Source organism: Ruegeria sp. AWH4_226 (genome assembly GCF_056159225.1).
Map to the genome: position 1 here is coordinate 403,731 of NZ_JBSWUU010000002.1, position 17,273 is coordinate 421,003.

Annotated in this window: 17 protein-coding genes; 14 read left to right on the forward strand and 3 right to left on the reverse strand. The window is 54.9% G+C overall.

Translation table 11 applies throughout. The annotated features are described in order from the left end of the window. Positions 1 to 5: 5 nt before the first annotated feature. From gspD to ACXAET_RS17275, 5 genes are all read left to right on the forward strand, one after another. The gene (gene gspD, locus ACXAET_RS17255; RefSeq protein ID WP_475187895.1) at positions 6 to 1,925 is read left to right on the forward strand and encodes a type II secretion system secretin GspD; all 1,920 of its coding nucleotides are present in this window, start codon (positions 6 to 8) and stop codon (positions 1,923 to 1,925) included. Then, positions 1,922 to 2,491, forward strand: coding sequence for a sigma-70 family RNA polymerase sigma factor (locus ACXAET_RS17260; protein ID WP_475187897.1), 570 nt, complete (start codon positions 1,922 to 1,924; stop codon positions 2,489 to 2,491). The genes gspD and ACXAET_RS17260 overlap by 4 nt, the downstream gene beginning before the upstream one ends. Next, on the forward strand, positions 2,488 to 3,138 hold the full coding sequence (locus ACXAET_RS17265) for an anti-sigma factor (RefSeq protein ID WP_475187899.1): 651 nt from the start codon (positions 2,488 to 2,490) through the stop codon (positions 3,136 to 3,138). Before ACXAET_RS17260 ends, ACXAET_RS17265 begins: the two co-directional genes overlap by 4 nt. Further along, positions 3,131 to 3,889 carry a hypothetical protein gene (locus tag ACXAET_RS17270; RefSeq protein WP_475187901.1) on the forward strand — a complete coding sequence of 253 codons (759 nt, stop codon included), beginning with the start codon at positions 3,131 to 3,133 and terminating at the stop codon, positions 3,887 to 3,889. Before ACXAET_RS17265 ends, ACXAET_RS17270 begins: the two co-directional genes overlap by 8 nt. A 533-nt stretch (positions 3,890 to 4,422) precedes the next feature. Beyond that, positions 4,423 to 5,361, forward strand: coding sequence for a DMT family transporter (locus tag ACXAET_RS17275; protein ID WP_475187903.1), 939 nt, complete (start codon positions 4,423 to 4,425; stop codon positions 5,359 to 5,361). 66 nt (positions 5,362 to 5,427) lie between these two features. Here ACXAET_RS17275 and ACXAET_RS17280 read toward each other — a convergent pair whose 3' ends face one another. Continuing rightward, entirely contained in the window at positions 5,428 to 6,450 is a 1,023-nt protein-coding gene (locus tag ACXAET_RS17280) for a permease (RefSeq protein WP_475187904.1), read from the reverse strand. An 85-nt stretch (positions 6,451 to 6,535) separates the two neighbouring features. Between ACXAET_RS17280 and ACXAET_RS17285 the strand changes: the two genes are divergently transcribed. The 3 genes from ACXAET_RS17285 (at position 6,536) to ACXAET_RS17295 (ending at position 9,527) form a co-directional block, all read left to right on the forward strand. Then, positions 6,536 to 7,396 carry a LysR family transcriptional regulator gene (locus ACXAET_RS17285; RefSeq protein ID WP_475187905.1) on the forward strand — a complete coding sequence of 287 codons (861 nt, stop codon included), beginning with the start codon at positions 6,536 to 6,538 and terminating at the stop codon, positions 7,394 to 7,396. A gap of 518 nt (positions 7,397 to 7,914) precedes the next feature. Then, on the forward strand, positions 7,915 to 8,133 hold the full coding sequence (locus ACXAET_RS17290; protein WP_475188436.1) for a hypothetical protein: 219 nt from the start codon (positions 7,915 to 7,917) through the stop codon (positions 8,131 to 8,133). Between the two features lie 53 nt (positions 8,134 to 8,186). Further along, on the forward strand, positions 8,187 to 9,527 hold the full coding sequence (locus tag ACXAET_RS17295; protein ID WP_475187907.1) for a serine hydrolase domain-containing protein: 1,341 nt from the start codon (positions 8,187 to 8,189) through the stop codon (positions 9,525 to 9,527). A gap of 43 nt (positions 9,528 to 9,570) precedes the next feature. Here ACXAET_RS17295 and ACXAET_RS17300 read toward each other — a convergent pair whose 3' ends face one another. Continuing rightward, positions 9,571 to 10,230 carry a TetR/AcrR family transcriptional regulator gene (locus tag ACXAET_RS17300; RefSeq protein ID WP_475187909.1) on the reverse strand — a complete coding sequence of 220 codons (660 nt, stop codon included), beginning with the start codon at positions 10,228 to 10,230 and terminating at the stop codon, positions 9,571 to 9,573. A 68-nt stretch (positions 10,231 to 10,298) separates the two neighbouring features. Here ACXAET_RS17300 and ACXAET_RS17305 point away from each other — a divergent pair, with 68 nt between their 5' ends. The 5 genes from ACXAET_RS17305 (at position 10,299) to ACXAET_RS17325 (ending at position 14,734) form a co-directional block, all read left to right on the forward strand. Next, on the forward strand, positions 10,299 to 11,654 hold the full coding sequence (locus tag ACXAET_RS17305) for a flavin-containing monooxygenase (protein WP_475187910.1): 1,356 nt from the start codon (positions 10,299 to 10,301) through the stop codon (positions 11,652 to 11,654). Further along, entirely contained in the window at positions 11,651 to 12,553 is a 903-nt protein-coding gene (locus ACXAET_RS17310) for a bile acid:sodium symporter family protein (RefSeq protein WP_475187912.1), read from the forward strand. Before ACXAET_RS17305 ends, ACXAET_RS17310 begins: the two co-directional genes overlap by 4 nt. Further along, the gene (locus tag ACXAET_RS17315; RefSeq protein ID WP_475187913.1) at positions 12,550 to 13,488 is read left to right on the forward strand and encodes an SDR family oxidoreductase; all 939 of its coding nucleotides are present in this window, start codon (positions 12,550 to 12,552) and stop codon (positions 13,486 to 13,488) included. The genes ACXAET_RS17310 and ACXAET_RS17315 overlap by 4 nt, the downstream gene beginning before the upstream one ends. After that, positions 13,485 to 14,255 carry an SDR family NAD(P)-dependent oxidoreductase gene (locus ACXAET_RS17320; RefSeq protein WP_475187914.1) on the forward strand — a complete coding sequence of 257 codons (771 nt, stop codon included), beginning with the start codon at positions 13,485 to 13,487 and terminating at the stop codon, positions 14,253 to 14,255. Before ACXAET_RS17315 ends, ACXAET_RS17320 begins: the two co-directional genes overlap by 4 nt. Positions 14,256 to 14,440: 185 nt before the next feature. Then, a complete protein-coding gene (locus ACXAET_RS17325; RefSeq protein ID WP_475187915.1) occupies positions 14,441 to 14,734 on the forward strand; it encodes a hypothetical protein in 294 nt (97 codons plus the stop codon). Positions 14,735 to 14,810: 76 nt separating this feature from the next. Here ACXAET_RS17325 and ACXAET_RS17330 read toward each other — a convergent pair whose 3' ends face one another. Beyond that, a complete protein-coding gene (locus ACXAET_RS17330; RefSeq protein WP_475188439.1) occupies positions 14,811 to 16,010 on the reverse strand; it encodes an ROK family transcriptional regulator in 1,200 nt (399 codons plus the stop codon). A gap of 187 nt (positions 16,011 to 16,197) precedes the next feature. Here ACXAET_RS17330 and ACXAET_RS17335 point away from each other — a divergent pair, with 187 nt between their 5' ends. Then, positions 16,198 to 17,217, forward strand: a complete 1,020-nt coding sequence (locus ACXAET_RS17335; RefSeq protein WP_475187916.1) for a substrate-binding domain-containing protein — start codon at positions 16,198 to 16,200, stop codon at positions 17,215 to 17,217. Positions 17,218 to 17,273: the final 56 nt, after the last annotated feature.

A 17,273-nucleotide genomic window follows, 5' to 3' on the forward strand; every position in this document is an offset into this window, starting at 1 on the left:
GACAGATGCTGTTGCGTGTTTTAGCAGTCTTACTGCTACTTGTTACTTCTGCCCCCACCGCCAGGGGTCAGGGCGAGCAATTTACCATCAATTTACGGGACAGCGATATCTCGCTTTTGACCGAGCAGATCGCGGAAATCACGGACCGCACCCTGATTGTGCATCCGGACTTGCGCGGCGAGATAACCGTTGTGTCCGCTGACCCTCTGGATCGGGAAGGCGCGTGGGAGTTGTATCAGTCGATACTTCGGTCGCGTGGGTTTCACGCAGTTCAAAGTGGCATCGTCTGGCAAATCGTACCGCTCGAAACCGCGCGGGCCGCCGCCAAAAGCGGCCAGACCGCCAATGCGGCTGGAAGCCAGGACTTCGTAACGCGCCTCATTCGGCTTGGGAACCTATCTGCTGGCGAAGCCGCACGGGTTCTGAGGCCGCTCGTGGCCGCTTCGGGCTCTCTCGAAGCACTGGAAGAACCAAATGCAATCTTGATCACTGACACTGCTGAACAGGTCGACCGTATCATGTCATTGGTCGATGGTCTGGATCGCGCACAAGACCGAACCTCTCGGGTCATTCAGTTCCGCAATACGCAGGCGGGCGTCGTCGGTGCAGCCATCGCCGAAGTCCTTGGCCCCAATCCAACCGGAGCGAGACTGTCGGTTGACCCCGGATCAAACACATTGCTTGTTCGAGGAACCAATGCCGAGATCGAAGAGGTCAACACGCTGGCCCGCGCCATGGATGTGCCCCCGGTCGCAAACCCACAGGTCGAAGTGCTGACACGCGTTTTCCCCTTGCGCTTTGGTGAAGCAGAGCAAGTGGCCGGCATCCTTCAGACGGCCTTATCCTCAGGCGGAGCCACGGCGACCAATGTCGTCGCGGCAGACCTTGAGCAAAATGGCGTGGCCACTGCCGCCGTCGTATCGGGCGGACAAGGGATCACGATTGCAGCAGACACGGCGCAGAACGCGATTGTTGCAAGGGGAACGGAGTCGCAGCTGAGCGAGGTAGCGGGCCTGCTTCAACAACTTGATCGCAAACGCGCGCAGGTTCTAATCGAAGCGGCAATTGTCGAAGTGTCCGGAGAAGTCGCGCAACGGCTGAGCGTTCAACTTGGCCTGAACGAGTTTGCGCCGCCCGGTGGGCTCGCAGCTACGTCGCTCAGCAATGGCGGCGGCGCACTTGGAACGCTGCTTACGGCTCTGGGTGTTCCAAACGCCGCGCTGGCGACCACTGGCGGCACTCTGACACTGGGTGGCAGCGATTTTGGCATCCTGATCCAGGCCTTGAACCAGACAACGGCGGCAAACCTGCTGTCTACACCATCATTGACGACGCTGGACAATCAGGAAGCCTCAATTGTGGTTGGTCAGAACGTGCCATTTCGAACGGGTACATTTTCCACGGATGGGAACACAACCCAACCATTCACAACGATCGAACGGCGTGACGTGGGACTGACGATGAATGTGCTACCGCGTATCAATGCGGGGGATACCGTTCGGTTGGACATCAGTCAGGAGGTTTCTTCGCTGGTCAACGCCAATATCGAAGGCGCAGCTGACCTGATTACCAACCGCCGCTCAATCCAGACGAGCATCCTGGCGCAAAGCGGCTCGACAATCGTTCTGGGTGGCTTGATTACCCGTGACAATCTGAAATCGCTGCAAAAAGTTCCAGGTGCCGCAGATATCCCCGTGCTGGGAAACCTGTTCAAGTCGCGCAGCCGCAACAGCACGGAACGAACTTTGTTTGTATTCCTCAAACCTACTGTGCTGCGGTCGGACCGGTCGTTGAAGGCCACCTATGAAGAACGGCTCAGATCACTGGACCGCGCCCGCAACAATTTACAAGCCACAGACGAAAGACCAGCGCAGCGCCAAAACGGTTCCGCGCCCGTGAGGTTGGAACTGGGAGGTGTATATTGACCCGCATTGAGACCAAGGCCCCGGCGTGCGACCTCGATCATCTGATTGCGCGCGTGGCATTGCAGGACCGCAACGCATTTGACGCGCTTTATGCTCAAACCTCGGGAAAACTCTTTGCGGTCGCTGTTCGCATCATGAAAAACCGCGCCGAAGCTGAAGACGTATTGCAAGACGTATTTATTCGGATTTGGCAACGCGCCAGCAGTTTCCGCCCCGGTCAATCACGGGCTATTTCATGGCTCATCGCCATCACGCGCAACCTGGCCATTGACCGGTTGCGCGCTAAAAAAGAGCCACCTGCCCCGATCGAGATGGCGCAAAACATCCCTGACAGCAATCCTACACCCGAAGCGGCGACGGCCGCGTCACAGCAACGAGTTCAAATCGAAACCTGTCTGGAAGAGTTGGATCAACAGCGTGCTGAAGCGGTCCGGTCAGCTTATCTGGAAGGCTATTCCTATCAGGACCTCGCCAACCGATTTGACAAGCCAATCAACACGATCCGGACTTGGTTGCGTCGTAGCCTAATCAGTCTTCGCGACTGCCTGGAGCAATCTGTAATATGACCGGTAACCCATCTACACCAATCGAGGATGACGTGATCGCCGCCGAGTACGTTCTGGGTGTCCTCAACTATGACGGACGACGCGAAACTCAGCGCAGAATGCGAACAGATGCCGGATTCGCCGAACATATCCGGCAATGGGAGTTGAGGTTCGAGGGGCTGAATGACGATTTCGGCAGCCTCACGCCTCCGTCGCGAGTCAAAGCTCAAATCGACCGGAGACTTTTTGCGAGCCAGCGCAACTACCGGGGAGTCTGGAATTGGATCGCTGGCGCCACAGTCACGATCATGTTCGGGCTGGGATTTGTGGCCTGGCAGTTCAACGGCGATGTGAGCCCGGATATCAAGGCTGAACTTATCGGCGAACAAGGCTCGGTCGTGGTAAGCGTCGACCGGGATCGCGGTCTGCTAAGTATCTCGTCACAGTTAAGCGGGCTGCCCGTTGGGTCGGTCTTTGAACTGTGGGCAGTGCAGGACGATGCGCCGCCTGTTTCGCTGGGAACTTTTGTTGACGATAAGTCCCTGCCCCTTCGTCTTACCCTGACAAAAAGTTCAACGCTTGCCGTAAGCATTGAGCCGCAGGGCGGTTCACCCACCGGAGCACCAACCGGCGCCGTCATCGCAGTAGGAGCGTTGCAGGATGTATAATCTCGTCTCGGCCATTCTTTGGCTTTGCATAGGTGCTTTGCCGGTTACGGCCCATGAAATGTGGATCGAGGCCCCCGCCAAGACTTCGCCTGAAGGCCACTATACAACACCCGTTGTCTTCATTGGTGAAGAACTGGAAGGGAAACGCTATATCTTTGATCCGGTCAAGTTTGAACAGGCCATCTGGGCCGGACCAGATACAACAAGTGATTTACGTTTAAACGCGCGATCACAGGGGGACGTGCGACTTGATGCTTTTGGGGATGGGCTGCACATCCTCGCACTGCAAAGCTATCCGGGCAAACACTTGTATCCGACCGAGAGTGCGTTTCTAAAGTTTGTCCGATCTGTCGGGCTTGAAGGCCGTGTGAACACTGCCCAACCAAGCGTCACAGAGGACGGGTACGTTCACGAATCTTACCAGCGCTACGCAAAGACCCTCGTGAGTTTCGATGGCAAGAACCAGTCTGACAAACGCGTAGGGCTGGAAAAGGAGTGGGTGCGCGAGCAAGTCGGGTTCCGGCTCTACTCTGGGCGAAAGACTGTCGAAAACCATCCTGCTTGGCTGTATTGCCGCCCGTCAGACGGCGGAGAGGTGAAAACAGCCCTGCTGGAAACTGACGATACTGGCCTGGTGCATCCTGAGCTTCCTGCGCAGTCTCAGTGTTTGTTGAATGCGGTCATTCTCCGCCAACAAGCCGATGGCAGTTGGTTCAGCGAATGGATCTCGACCTTCTTTGATACCACGTAACGGATTGCGGAACCTGCATCAGGACCGCTGGCGCGGTGTATGACGACGCACCCGCCGCATATGCCGGGGGGAAAATAGGAAACGGCCGCCAAAGTGATCGTACTGGGCTTTGGCCCGTCACGAAGTCCATACCGTACAAGAAACTCACAAGCCAATTGCGTGATATTCGGAATTCAAATTTCTGAAATTGGAAGGACCCATTTCTAAAACTCCGACGGTGACCTTACCTATGGTGCGACGCATTCGAGGTCAAACCGCTGCACAGAGGTTTGTCACCTCGCCCACGATGCGACTGTTGATGAACCCCATTTTGAGGGAGTAATGCACCTTTTGAATTGGTCGAAGATTGTGTCAGTTTGCGCTTCTTACGCAGAGGGTCGCGGAACCGACTGTGAAGCTTGTACCAGCACTGGATTGTTTTGCATTCTATGGCTTGCAACTGACAAAGCCTTTCTGTCCGTGGCCTTGAATGCCGGTAGTGGCAACAGATACATAGCCGGATCGATGCATCTCTTTGGGCAGTGTTGCGCTTGATGGTATCAGAACCTCAACCTTCTACAGGCTCTTCACGATCAGGGTCGTACACCCGGGCAGCGATCTGGACATTGCTGGGCGCGCTGTTCTTTGCCCTGATGAATGCGGCAGCTAAGCATCTTGGCGTTTCAGGTCAGCAATCTGCATCAGGGGTCAAAGACACGATGCAGACGATACCCGTTTTCCAGATCACCTTTGCACGCTATGCCGTCGCGGCGTTGGTCATGCTACCGTTGATGTTTTTTCGGCCAACGCGGTTCCGTATCGTGTCACCATCGCGGTACCTTGTCCGGACAATCGCGGGATTTGGGGGGATCGCACTCATGTTTGCGGCGATTCAAACAATCCCGCTCGCGTCCGCGACTGCGATTGGTTTCACCAGCCCGATCTTTGCGATGGTGTTTTCCGCGCTTTTCTTGCAAGAACGTGTACCGAAACTCAGGTGGGCAGCAGCAGCTATCGGTCTTGTTGGCGCATTGATCATCGCGTCACCGTCTTCCGGTGTCGCAATCGGCGGTGCTATCATTGCGCTTGCTGCGGCGGCATTCATGGGCGCCGAGATCGTCAGCGTGAAATGGTTGGCTCAAACGACGGACGGGCCGGTTACCATATTGTTTTTCAGCAATCTTACGGGCGTCTTTGTTTCGGCGGTGTTCATGCTTTCGGACTTTGTTTGGCCCGCACTAGATCAAGCTATTGTTCTGGTGCTGCTGGGTTCAGTCGCGATCCTTGGCCAGGCCTGCTTTATCCGCGCGGCAAAGCTTGCGGACGCAAACTTCCTGGCCCCATTCTTCTACGTTTCCCTGTTCTACGCGGCAGTCATCGGATACGTCGTTTTCAATGAAACACTGTCGTGGCCCGTTGTCATCGGGTGCCTGATCATACTGGCAAGCGCCGCAGTCATGCTGATGGCCGGGAAGAAAACTCTATCCAGATAAACAAGTTTGCTCTCATCTCCTCAAGCCTCTGAATTTGCATGGGCCTCTGCAGCGGCCGCTCGAGTTTCACATCACCCAGCCAAACACATACCCCGCCAAAAGTGATCCCAGCACCGCAAGCAGAAGATAAAGCAAGAACGGTTTAGGCTTGAGAATGGGCGCAATCGCAAGTGCCCCCCAAATACTGACAACACCGCCCGAGATCAGGAACGCCATGGCGGCACCGGACGACATTCCGTTGTCAAGCAATCCACGCGTCAACGGCAACGCCGCGTAGCCATCCACATAGGCAGGCGCACCAATGAAAACTGCAACCGGGACAGCCCACCACTGATCCTCACCCACATAAACAGCAAGCGACCCCGGAGTGAGCGCCGCGTTCAAAGCATACTCTGCCGCGAAGGCGGGGATCAGACAGATCAGGATGAGCCGCGTCGTCGCTCGGATTTGAACATAAAAGGACCGTTGGCGCGTTTCTGTTCGCCAAACCCACGGATCAAAAGGTTCTTCACCGCCACAGCGCGCAGCGCTGAGTTGTCGCGCCAGACCGTTGTCGCGCAGCGCGTTCACTGCCCACGGCGATCCGGCAAACAGTCCTGTTATCGCGCCGCCGAACAAGCCTAATCCTACCGCCGCAAGGGACTTACCAATTGCAAAGCTCAGGCCAAGAGTCGCAGCCGTTGTTGCAAGCATTGCTGGGTCTGTTATCGGAGAGGACAACCAAAACGCCATAATTGGGGCAAGCGGTACACCTGCCGCCAACAATCCTGCCATCAAGGGCAATACAGTCACACCGCAGACGGGTGTAATAGCACCGATCAAGGATGCGGCCACCACAGTTCGAACCGTCTTTCCCTCGAACGCCTTGGATATGTGTGCATCCGCTCCGCTGGCGATAATCCATGCTGCAACAAGAATCCCCGGGATAACGATCGGGGCGACGACAACAAGGCTCCAAAATACAAACCTTGTCGCATCTCTGGTGTGGTTCGGCCAAGTAAAACCAATCGCTGTCAAAAGCCCAAGTGACAGCCCCCATAACAAATACTTCTTCGACGATTTTTTCAGTACAGCAGCAATATCGGTCATTGTTTTCCCCTTTGGCATTGAAAACTAATGTCAGAACATCCATTTGAGAAACGCATAGTTTGAATTTCGGCTATCTGGAAAACGAATGGAAAACCTGGACAGCGATCTGTTGCGAACCTTTGTTGCCGTGGCCGAAGCCGGCAGCGTCACCGACGGTGCCAGCCGTATTTTCCGATCTCAATCCGCCACCAGCCTTCAGATAAAGCGCCTTGAGTCCATTCTCGGGCAACCGGTCTTTGAACGACACGGACGTGGAGTTTCGCTGAGCGATACTGGCCGTCAATTGTTGCCGGTCGCGCGGGACGTGACAGAACGCCTTGACACGCTGCTGCAAGAAATCTCGTCGAATGCGGTAACCGGGAAACTGCGCCTTGGCATACCGGACGATCACGGAAAGGCGAAGCTGACCGAAATCATCGCCGCATTCACCCGGCAGAACCCAAAAGTGGAGTTAGAGGTAACCTGCGCCTCGAGCACTGGATTTCCGGACGCGCTCGGGAAAGGAACGCTGGATCTCGCAATTTACGAAGTAGAAAACCCAACACAAAATGAAGAAGTTCTTTTTGAAGATCCGACATGCTGGGTGTCATCTGCGCGTCGTGACTTCACCTCTGAAACCATCCTGCCAGTGGCCCTGTTCGATCACGCCTGCTGGTGGCGTGACGCGGCACTTAAATCGCTTGGCGAAAGGGGCAAATCCTACCGGGTGGTGTATTCAAGCGCCAGCGTCCACGGCGTCATGGCTGCAGTTGAAGCCGGGATAGCGGTCAGTTTGCTGGGCCGATCCACACTTCATCCTGGTCTGTCCATTGTTAGTAGTAAGCTGGGTTTTGGTCAGGTCCCGACATCGAAACTTGTCATGGCGGCAGGCAAGGGACAGGATACCGGGCCACGGGACGCCATGAAAGCCGCTATTCGCAAGACGTTTTTGGCCTCCACGCAATAAATAAACGCGGAGACATTCAGCACATCTGAAGGGAAAAGAGGGGCGCGACAGATTAAGAAAGTTACAGCATGGTCGCGCGTTTTGGTCACATTGGCGGTTTTTGCGCACGAAACCTCTGTTTCGCCGCGCAACCAAAGGTGCCCACCGAGTAGCCCTGTTAGAGCATTCCAAAGTTGTAAATCCTGCAGAAATTCCGATTGATTTGAGTGAGGACGCGGTTGGGGAATCCTCGACGTAAGACAATCAACAGCAAGTTCCAAGTGGACCTGCTTTCCAAGCTGATCAAACCGTAGAGCGGATGATGGACTTCCTTCGGGACGGCAGCCCGGCGATTTGGCCCGTTCCTGCCCTTTCGGATGTCACGCTTGGGCTATGTAGAAGGACGCCGCAGAATTCGATCGCGGGTTATGAAAACGGCACTCCAGTGTTTCGAAGGCATGCCCGATGGCAGCGTTCCAGAAGAAACCGGACATTGCCCAGAGGGAAAAGCAAGGGTTGGCTAGGACGCACTGGAGCTGATTTCGACGACTGCTCTGCTGTTGGGCCTTCAGGGTACTGTTATTAGCATGATTACCGCGTTTCAGACACTTCAGGCCGCAAAGTCGAAAGCCAAGGCAAAGGGAACAGCTGCGTTGAGGTTCAGGCAAGACGACCCCAACCCCGCTTTTGCAGCACTCGGGCATTTCGCCGAAGCTACGCAACGGAACGGTGGTACGCCAATGGCTCCTGTCATTTAGTAGTCTCAAAATTACAGCAAGGGCTGGGGCGGTGCGATCGGCCGGGAGGCGTTATGGTTGGAAAAGCGATAAAGATCTTTGTTGGTGGTTTTGCGGGTGTCGCCGCCGTTTTGGTTGGCTACCTGCTGGTCTTCCCTCCAGACCTTCTGAGGGTTGGCACCAACTACTCGGCAAAGATCGTCTGTTCCAACGTATTCATCGCCGGACGCGAACCGGATGAGGTGCTATCCGTTGACGTTCAGGCCCCGGGGCACCCTTTGCTGAAACAGATTTCGATCCACGTTGACCATGAAGCGCAAAGCGTCGAGGCAAGGATATTCAAGGTCTTTGCGCCTGCCGTTTCGCAATATCGTGCAGGCCTTGGTTGCACCAACGTGCATTCAGTCGCGCTCAGCAACCAAACGCTGGCCGCTTCACCTGATTTGCCAGACGGGATTTGGCCCCAAGGCAATGATGTCGAACTGTCCGAAAACCCACGGATTGCCGAAGCACTTTCTGATGAAGCCCTGTTAGGAGAAGGCTACCGCGCGGTTGTCGTTGTGCGAAACGGACGGATTGTCGGGGAACGCTATGCACAGGGCTTTGATGAGACGACACCTTTACTTGGATGGTCGATGACAAAAACAGTGACCGCCGGGTTGATCGGAACGCTGATCCAGTCGGGTGAAATGAGCCTGGGCGAAAACCTGACTGAAAGCTTTCCGGATTGGGCACAAGACGGGCGCGGCGACATCACCGTCGAAGACATGTTAGCCATGTCGAGCGGGCTGGAGTGGAACGAAGACTATGGAGATGTTTCGGACGTTACGAGGATGCTCTATCTAAAAGACGATCTGGCGGGTTTTGCGTCGGACCGTCCGGCGGAAAGCGAAACCGGACGTGTTTTCAACTATTCGTCTGGCACATCCACAATTCTGTCGCGTGTCTGGCAGGACAAGTTTAAGGATGGCGGGTTAAACTATCCAAAAGAGGCGCTATTCGAGCCTTTGGGCATGACATCGGTTGTGTTGGAGACGGACGCCACCGATACGTACATAGGCTCAAGCTATATGTATGCTACGGCCCGGGATTGGGCGCGTTTCGGTCAGTTGTTATTGCAGCAGGGCGTTTGGCAGGGTCAACAAATCTTGCCCAAAGGTTTTGCGAACTGGATGTTTGAACCTGTGGCCGCATCAGACGGAAAGTACGGCAAGGGGCATCTTTGGATCGAAGCTCCCGGCGATCTGCCACCATTTGAGGACGCTGTCTGGCTACAAGGTCATGACGGACAATCAATCGGGATTTTCCCCTCGTATGACATGGTGGTTGTCAGGCTTGGATTGACACCCTCCAGGCTCGGCTACTCTCCGCTCCCATTGGCGAAGAAACTGATCGCGGCGTTTGAAAGCCAATAGCCGCGACGTTTGCCCAAGCGCTGAGTGACTATGAACGCTTCGACTAAGTTAAACTGCTTACGACCCCTGCCTCGCAAAAGCCCAAAAGGTTTTGGATCAAGCCATCAGCGTCGGGCTGGTTATCCGACCCGCCAAGCGTCGAAATCCGCCAGTCCGATGTACACAGCGCCAGCATCGAGGACACGGCGAAGACCAACGCCCCGGCAACCCGTACCGGATCAGCCTCTGGGTGCTTCTCACACAGTTTTTGCACAACCAGCGTGGCGACGGGGTCGAAATGCATCGCGGCCAACGAACGCCAACGCGTGTCAGCCGAGACGATTGCCACGATGCGCGCATAGGCCAGCCATTGAGGGTCTTTGCCAAAAGCGCGCGTTACGAGCGGCAGCATGAAAGCGGACAAGAGATCACCAACGCTCCACTCGCCATGCGCTTCCAGAAGCCTGATTGCGTCAATACGTTCCTGCGCCAACACCGAAGCGCGTCGCGCAACGATGCGTTCGAACAATTCCTCTTTTGGCCCGCCGTGAAAATTCACGTTGGCCTTCTGAACCCCTGCCCGTTCGGCGATGTCCCGGATTGAGGCGCCGTCGAATCCCCTCTCGGCAAAAACCTGTTCTGCGGCGTCAAGGATTCGCTCTCGCGCAGCGATGGATCGCTGCGACGGTGCTCTTTTTCGTTCTGTTACAGCATGTTGAGCCATTTCAACAACTAGATTGCCTTATTTCGAACGTTCGTTCAAGATAAACAATGCCGCAGGAGGAGAGACGTATGGAACAGGGGCAGGTAGGAGCGGGCCAACCGATCACGGTGAAGGCCCGCCCACAAGAGTGTTTTGCACTGATCGGTGCCGGGCCTATGGGTCTGGCCATGGCAAAAACACTGATCGAGCAGGGTGTGCCATTTCAAGGGTTTGAATTGGCGGATGATGTGGGGGGTCTGTGGAACATCGACGCGCCGCGATCCACGATGTACGAGACCGCCCATCTCATTTCCTCGAAGCGGATGACCGAGTTTGCTGACTTCCCGATGCGGGACGAGACGGCGGAATATCCCTCACACCGAGAAATGAAGTCATATTTTCAAGACTTTACCAACGCGTTCGACTTGTATCAACACTTTCATTTCGGTGCCGAAGTCCTAAACACCAATCCGCTGCAAGATGGTGGCTGGAAGATAACCTGGCGCGACAAGACAGGTGCGCAGCACACTCAAACATTTGCGGGCCTTCTGATCGCAAACGGCACCTTGTCGGAACCCAACATGCCAGCATTCGAAGGCCAATTTTCAGGTGAGCTTATCCACGCCTCGGAATATCGGTATCCGACCCAGTTCACGGGCAAGCGTGTGCTTGTCATAGGTGCGGGAAATTCCGGGTGTGACATCGCCGTAGATGCGATCCATCACGGGGTATCGTGCGACCTGTCAATGCGCCGCGGTTACTATTTCGTGCCAAAATATGTGTTTGGTGTCCCCGCCGACACGATGGGCGGAAAAATCCGCTTGCCGATGTGGCTGAAACGAAAGATCGACGGAATAATCCTCAAATGGTTTGTAGGCGATCCGCAGAAATACGGTTTTCCGAAACCGGACTATGCGCTCTATGAATCGCACCCGGTGGTCAATTCGCTGATCCTGTTTCATGCCGGGCACGGAGACCTGCAAGTGCGCCCGGACGTTGCGCGACTAGACGGGAGCACTGTTCACTTCCAAGATGGCAGCTCGGCCGACTATGACATGATCCTGGCCGCCACAGGGTATAAGCTGCATTACCCTTTCATTGACAAAGAACTGCTGAACTGGAAGGGCGACGCACCGCATCTTTACCTCAACTGCATGCACCCGGACCGGGATGACTTGTTTGTGCTTGGCATGATCGAGGCTACGGGTCTGGGGTGGCAGGGCCGCCATGAACAGGCCGAAATGGTCGCCCGGTACTTAGCCGGGTTACGTTCTGGCAATGCGGCAGCCAATTCAATCCGTGACGCTAAATCGAACGGTTACGAGAGAGCGACTGGCGGCATGCACTACATCGATCTTCCCCGCATGGCGTATTACGTCGATAAGGCGACGTACAGGAAGCAAGTCACTGACCAGATCGCTGCTTTGAAGGCAGCCAAAGTATGAACGGGATTGATGAAGTCGCGCTGAACTTCGACGCCGGAAACCTCAGAGTGTTAAATGCCATCCTTGCGATCGTCATGTTTTCGATTGCCTTGGATCTGCGTATTGACGATTTCCGGCGCGTCTTGCGCGGGCCCAAACCGCTGATCGTTGGGCTCTTGTCCCAATTTCTGGTTCTTCCTGCGCTGACTTTTGCGATGATTGTTGCGCTCAAGCCTATACCCTCGGTTGCGATGGGCCTTATTCTGGTAGCAGCCTGTCCTGGTGGAAACATTTCGAACTTCATGACGCACCGCGCCAAGGGCAACGTCGCCCTGTCAGTTTCGATGACCGCTTGTGCCACGGTCGCCGCCATTATCGTCACACCGGCGAATATTGCCTTTTGGGGTAATCTTTACGGCCCCACGCGGGACATCCTGCGGCGAACAGAAATCGACCCGGTCGCAGTGGCAATTACGGTCGGGTTCATGCTGATCTTGCCGCTGATTGTTGGTATGGTCGTAAATGCACGCTACACACCTTTTGCTGATCTCATTCGCAGACCTATGCAATGGCTTTCCATGGGCATATTTGTCGCGTTCATCGTGCTCGCGCTGGCTGCAAATTGGGGCAACTTTCTTCAGTTTGCCGGGGCCATCATCGGATTGGTTGTTCTACACAACGCACTGGCATTTCTTGGTGGATACGTGACTGCAACTCTAGCCGGTCTGCCCGATCGAGATCGCCGGTCCGTCACAATGGAAACCGGGATACAAAACTCGGGCCTTGGGCTGATCCTGATCTTTGCCTTCTTCGGCGGGTTGGGCGGTATGGCCGTGGCGGCGGCATTATGGGGCATCTGGCACGCCATTTCGGGCATTGCGCTGGCAAGTTTCTTTGCACGGCGGGAAATACAAGAATGACCAGAATACTGATCACAGGCGCAGCCGGAGCCGTGGGAACGGCGCTTCTTCAACTCTTGGGGCAGCGCACCGACCTTGAGGTGATCGCGACAGATATCCGCGAACCTTCAAATCTGCCGTCAAACACGCGCTTTGCGAAACTGGACGTGACCAGCGACGACCCACAGAGCGTGATCCTAGCACAGCGCCCCGATACAGTTGTGCATCTGGCTTCGATCGTAACACCCGGCCCCAACTCAACGCGAGATATTGAGTATCTCGTTGACGTAGAAGGTACGCGCAATGTCCTTGGCGCCGCGATTGCAGCCGGAGTACAGCGACTCGTCGTAACGTCGTCTGGCGCGGCATATGGCTATCACCCCGATAACCCGGTTCCTTTGTCCGAGACCGACGCCCTGCGGGGCAATAAGGAGTTTGCCTATTCATGGCACAAGCGATTGGTCGAGGAGATGTTGGCAGAGGCCAGGGAAACCGCCTCGGACTTGGAACAAGTTGTTCTACGCGTGGGCACGGTGCTTGGTGATAAGATCGAAAACCAGATCACGGCCCTGTTCCATAAACCGAGATTGCTTGGCCTGACGGGTTCTGACAGCCCTTTTGTGTTCATCTGGGATCAAGACCTTGCACAGATACTGGTTCGCGCTGCCACTGACGGACCGGCAGGAATTTACAACGTCTCAGGTGACGGCGCGTTGTCTGTTTCGCAAATCGCTGCCGCGATGGGCAAACGCGTTCGATGGCTGCCGCCTGGATTGGTCAAAAGCGCTCTGACGCTTGCCCGACCCTTGGGTCTGACGCGATACGGCCCAGAACAGGTACGCTTTTTGCTGTATCGGCCAGTGCTGGACAACACCGCCCTTAAATCCCGTTTCGGCTATCACCCCAAGCTTTCAAGCGCCGAAGCATTCCAACGTTGGTGGGAGCACGCACAATGAAAAAGACAGCAGTCATAACCGGGGGTGCTGGCGGATTGGGGAAGGCGCTTTCGGCCGCGCTGTGTGAGCAAGGATGGCACACGGTGCTGATCGACCTGGCCGGGCCCGAACTCGATAAGTTGGCCAACGGGAAAAATACCAGCGTTTATGCCTGCGATCTGACCCATCCGGATCAATGTGCTGCGACATGCGAGGACATAGTACGCAACAGACCATCTATCGATCTGGTCATCTACAATGCCGGCGTTTCACAAATTTCGGCTTTCGCTGACAGTGACATGAAAACGCATCGTGACCTGTTCGAAATCAACTACTTTGCGGCAGTAGAATGCGCAAAACACTTTCTGCTTCCGATACGGTTGTCGAAAGGCACGCATTTGGCAGTGTCTTCTGTTGCTGGGTTTGCCCCTTTGCTCCATCGAACGGCCTATGCTGCCAGCAAACACGCGCTTGAGGGGTTTTTCAAATCCCTTCGGGCAGAGGAAATGGCGTACGGTGTTCATGTGACCATTGCAGCCCCTTCCTTTGTTGCCACTAATATTGGTCGACCTCAAGCGGCTGAAAAGGGCTTTGTCCGACCGGGATCCGCGACCGACGGCGTTGACTATATGGAACCAGATGATGCGGCACGCATTATTCTTGACGGCATTCGAAAGCAAAGAGACTTCGTACCCGTTGGGCGCATCGCCACGCTGTCCAGTGTAATGAACCGCATAGCGCCTAAATTTTACTTTCGGCAGATGATGCGCACAATTGGAAAGGATTGATCCGCAAGACTTCCCACCCATCAAAGCTTGTCTGTCGACACCGAACTGAGTTTCGGCACGACTGTCACATATATGCGTTGGACTGACCCACAGGTCTGGATTTTCGCAGCTTTACCAAAAATTTGTCTAATTTGTTGCACAGCTTATGTGTAGTAGTAGAAGCAAGTAGTGTGATTGGGTAACGAATGAAAACGCTTGAATGCAATTACCAAAGCAAAGTTGACCTGCCGGATCTGAAGGCCGCCCTTTCAGAAGGCTGTTGTGATCATTGCGGGGTAACCGCTGTGGAATTGGCGCAACAAGGAGAAATTCTTGAAATCTGCGGGCAGGAATACTGCTTTGATTATGAAACTGGCGAGGCCACTGAAACTCCGGTTGCGTTATGCCCCGCCTGCCATGCGACCAACCACCTTGACGCAAATCAGCAACACAATCCTTGCCACATTTCCGCCCGGCGCAGTCGGGAAAATCTCGAATAAGCGAATAAGTTTTTCGCGCTGAAACCCTACGGTGCGAGCAGCGTTCCAACAGTTCTACAGCGTCATGACGTGCGACTTACATCCGGCAAAGCCCGGCATTTGTGTTCAACAGAAACTGTCTAAAAATGGGGCTGCTCGCTGCGCCGATACCGCGCGCGTTTTGCCCAACTGCACCCGTCTCGACGACCGGAGGGATCAATCCGCGCTTGTCCTGATTGGCAAGATAGCGGCGCACCCGCGCGACCAGTTCCTCGCGCACCTCAGACGGGAATGCGCCATCTATAAATATGGCCTCAAAATCGATGACGGCGCAAATTGACAAAGCAGCCTTGGCAAGCTCCTGTGCCGTTGTGCCGATCCACGGTTCGACATAGCGGGAAATGCTGCTCCAATCCTGTGGTTTTCGCCACAGAATGCCCCGGTCAACGCCTGCCTCGATCAACCTGTCTTCCAGCAGGAACAAAGAAGCGACGTCAATCAATTGCTGGCTTTCACCCAAAGGACCCGTGGTGCGCATTGCACCTAAAGCGCCAGCGTTACCTTGGTTGCCTTCGAAAACAGTGCCGTTCAATGCGACACCTCCGCCAATCATCGAGCCGATGAAAAAATAGAAATAGTCGCGGTACTCTGCCCCTCGGCCATAAAGATGCTCAGCGTGACAAGCCGCCGTGGCATCGTTGACCACAAAAACCGGAAGGTCACTGAACTTGGCGACCTCGGTGAAGAAATTCACGTTCTTCCAAGAGCTGAACTTTTTGGCTGCCAGTCCAGACAAATCGTGCCATTTCCAAAGTTCAAACGGTGTTCCAATTCCGATGCCACAAACACGATCACGCAGCATTTGGGGTTCATGGGCCAGAAGTGTGTCCAGCCCTGATTTCAGGAATCCAAATACGGCTTCTGGCAGAGGATAGTCATAGGTTGTGGAAAGCTGCCGACGTGGCTTGCCCGTGAAATCGATCAAAAGAAGATCAGCACTGCGCCGGCCGATCTTCATTCCGACCGAAAGGATACCTTCGGGGTTTAGCTCCATCGGAACCGATGGTTTACCAACCCGACCGCGCAATGGCGTCCCGCGCTTGAGAATCTCATCTTTTTCGAGCTTGCGAAAAATGATTGAAACAGTCTGAGGAGAAAGCCCGGTCAACCGCGCCACATCTGCCCCGGCTGCAGGCCCATGGCGTTGTAATACAGTCAAAATCAGGCGCTCATTGTGGTCGCGAACCCCACTTTGACTGACACCACCGGTCAGCATTTTCAGCGCTTCTTTCTCCATAGGGTTAAACATAAACACCTCTTTTCGCTATGAAAAGATACTCGATTGAATTAATAAATAAACTTTATTTATTTATTGACAGCGGCGATAGAATCGATTTTTGTAAAAAAAAGGGTCCGCATTGTAAGATGCGGGTGGGTTCGGCCCGCAAATGCGGCCGGGCAGAAATTAAAACCGGGAGGATATAATGAAACATCTACTGAAGATTGGCGCGTCTGCTTTTGCGCTGACCATGGCTGCTGCATCCGCGCAAGCCGCCGGGGAAACTGTCTGCCTCATCACGAAGACGGACACCAACCCATTCTTCGTAAAAATGAAGGAAGGCGCCACTGCCAAGGCCGAAGAGCTTGGAATGACGCTCAAAGCTTTTGCCGGGAAAATCGACGGCGATCATGAAACACAGGTTCAGGCCATTGAAACCTGCATTCTTGATGGCGCAAAAGGAATTCTGCTGACGGCATCTGACACAAGTTCGATCGTCCCGGCTGTTCAACAGGCGCGAGATGCAGGTGTTTTGGTTATCGCTTTGGATACCCCGCTCAGCCCGATTGATTCGGCTGATGCAACCTTCGCGACGGATAATTACAAAGCTGGCCTGCTGATCGGGCAATGGGCGAAGGCGAAAATGGGCGACGCTGCTGCCGATGCAAAGATTGCCACACTTGATCTGAACGTCAGCCAGCCAACGGTGGATGTTCTGCGCAATCAGGGTTTCCTTGAAGGCTTCGGCGTTGAATTGGCTGACCCAAATGTCATCGGCGACGAAACGGACGAGCGTCTGGTTGGAAGCGATGTAACGGATGGCAACGAAGAAGGCGGACGGCGCGCCATGGAAAACCTTCTTGCCAAGGATCCAACGATCAACGTCGTCCACACGATCAATGAGCCGGCTGCTGCAGGTGCATACGAGGCATTGAAGTCTATTGGTCGCGAAAATGACGTTCTGATCGTCTCGGTCGATGGGGGTTGCCCTGGGGTGCAAAACGTTCAGGCGGGTGTAATCGGTGCGACCAGCCAGCAGTACCCGCTGTTGATGGCCTCGCTTGGTGTTGAAGCTGTCAAAAAATGGGCGGACGAAGGCGTGAAACCTGAAAACACGCCGGGCAAGGACTTCTATGACACCGGCGTTGCCTTGATCACGGATCAGCCCGTTGATGGTGTGGACTCGATTTCGGTCGAGAAAGGCCTGGAGCTCTGCTGGGGCTAAAGCCGCAACAAAAGGTGGGGCGCGGGTGCGCCTCACCAATCGTTTCACCAAAACCT

What these genes read in the sequence shown, in the direction of transcription:
- gspD (WP_475187895.1), top strand. Translation starts at nt 6, where the DNA reads ATGCTGTTGCGTGTTTTAGCAGTCTTACTGCTACTTGTTACTTCTGCC.
- ACXAET_RS17265 (WP_475187899.1), top strand. Translation starts at nt 2,488, where the DNA reads ATGACCGGTAACCCATCTACACCAATCGAGGATGACGTGATCGCCGCC.
- ACXAET_RS17285 (WP_475187905.1), top strand. Translation starts at nt 6,536, where the DNA reads ATGGAAAACCTGGACAGCGATCTGTTGCGAACCTTTGTTGCCGTGGCC.
- ACXAET_RS17325 (WP_475187915.1), top strand. Translation starts at nt 14,441, where the DNA reads ATGAAAACGCTTGAATGCAATTACCAAAGCAAAGTTGACCTGCCGGAT.
- ACXAET_RS17320 (WP_475187914.1), top strand. Translation starts at nt 13,485, where the DNA reads ATGAAAAAGACAGCAGTCATAACCGGGGGTGCTGGCGGATTGGGGAAG.
- ACXAET_RS17315 (WP_475187913.1), top strand. Translation starts at nt 12,550, where the DNA reads ATGACCAGAATACTGATCACAGGCGCAGCCGGAGCCGTGGGAACGGCG.
- ACXAET_RS17275 (WP_475187903.1), top strand. Translation starts at nt 4,423, where the DNA reads ATGGTATCAGAACCTCAACCTTCTACAGGCTCTTCACGATCAGGGTCG.
- ACXAET_RS17280 (WP_475187904.1), bottom strand. Translation starts at nt 6,450, where the DNA reads ATGACCGATATTGCTGCTGTACTGAAAAAATCGTCGAAGAAGTATTTG.
- ACXAET_RS17295 (WP_475187907.1), top strand. Translation starts at nt 8,187, where the DNA reads ATGGTTGGAAAAGCGATAAAGATCTTTGTTGGTGGTTTTGCGGGTGTC.
- ACXAET_RS17335 (WP_475187916.1), top strand. Translation starts at nt 16,198, where the DNA reads ATGAAACATCTACTGAAGATTGGCGCGTCTGCTTTTGCGCTGACCATG.
- ACXAET_RS17310 (WP_475187912.1), top strand. Translation starts at nt 11,651, where the DNA reads ATGAACGGGATTGATGAAGTCGCGCTGAACTTCGACGCCGGAAACCTC.
- ACXAET_RS17305 (WP_475187910.1), top strand. Translation starts at nt 10,299, where the DNA reads ATGGAACAGGGGCAGGTAGGAGCGGGCCAACCGATCACGGTGAAGGCC.
- ACXAET_RS17330 (WP_475188439.1), bottom strand. Translation starts at nt 16,010, where the DNA reads ATGGAGAAAGAAGCGCTGAAAATGCTGACCGGTGGTGTCAGTCAAAGT.
- ACXAET_RS17270 (WP_475187901.1), top strand. Translation starts at nt 3,131, where the DNA reads ATGTATAATCTCGTCTCGGCCATTCTTTGGCTTTGCATAGGTGCTTTG.
- ACXAET_RS17300 (WP_475187909.1), bottom strand. Translation starts at nt 10,230, where the DNA reads ATGGCTCAACATGCTGTAACAGAACGAAAAAGAGCACCGTCGCAGCGA.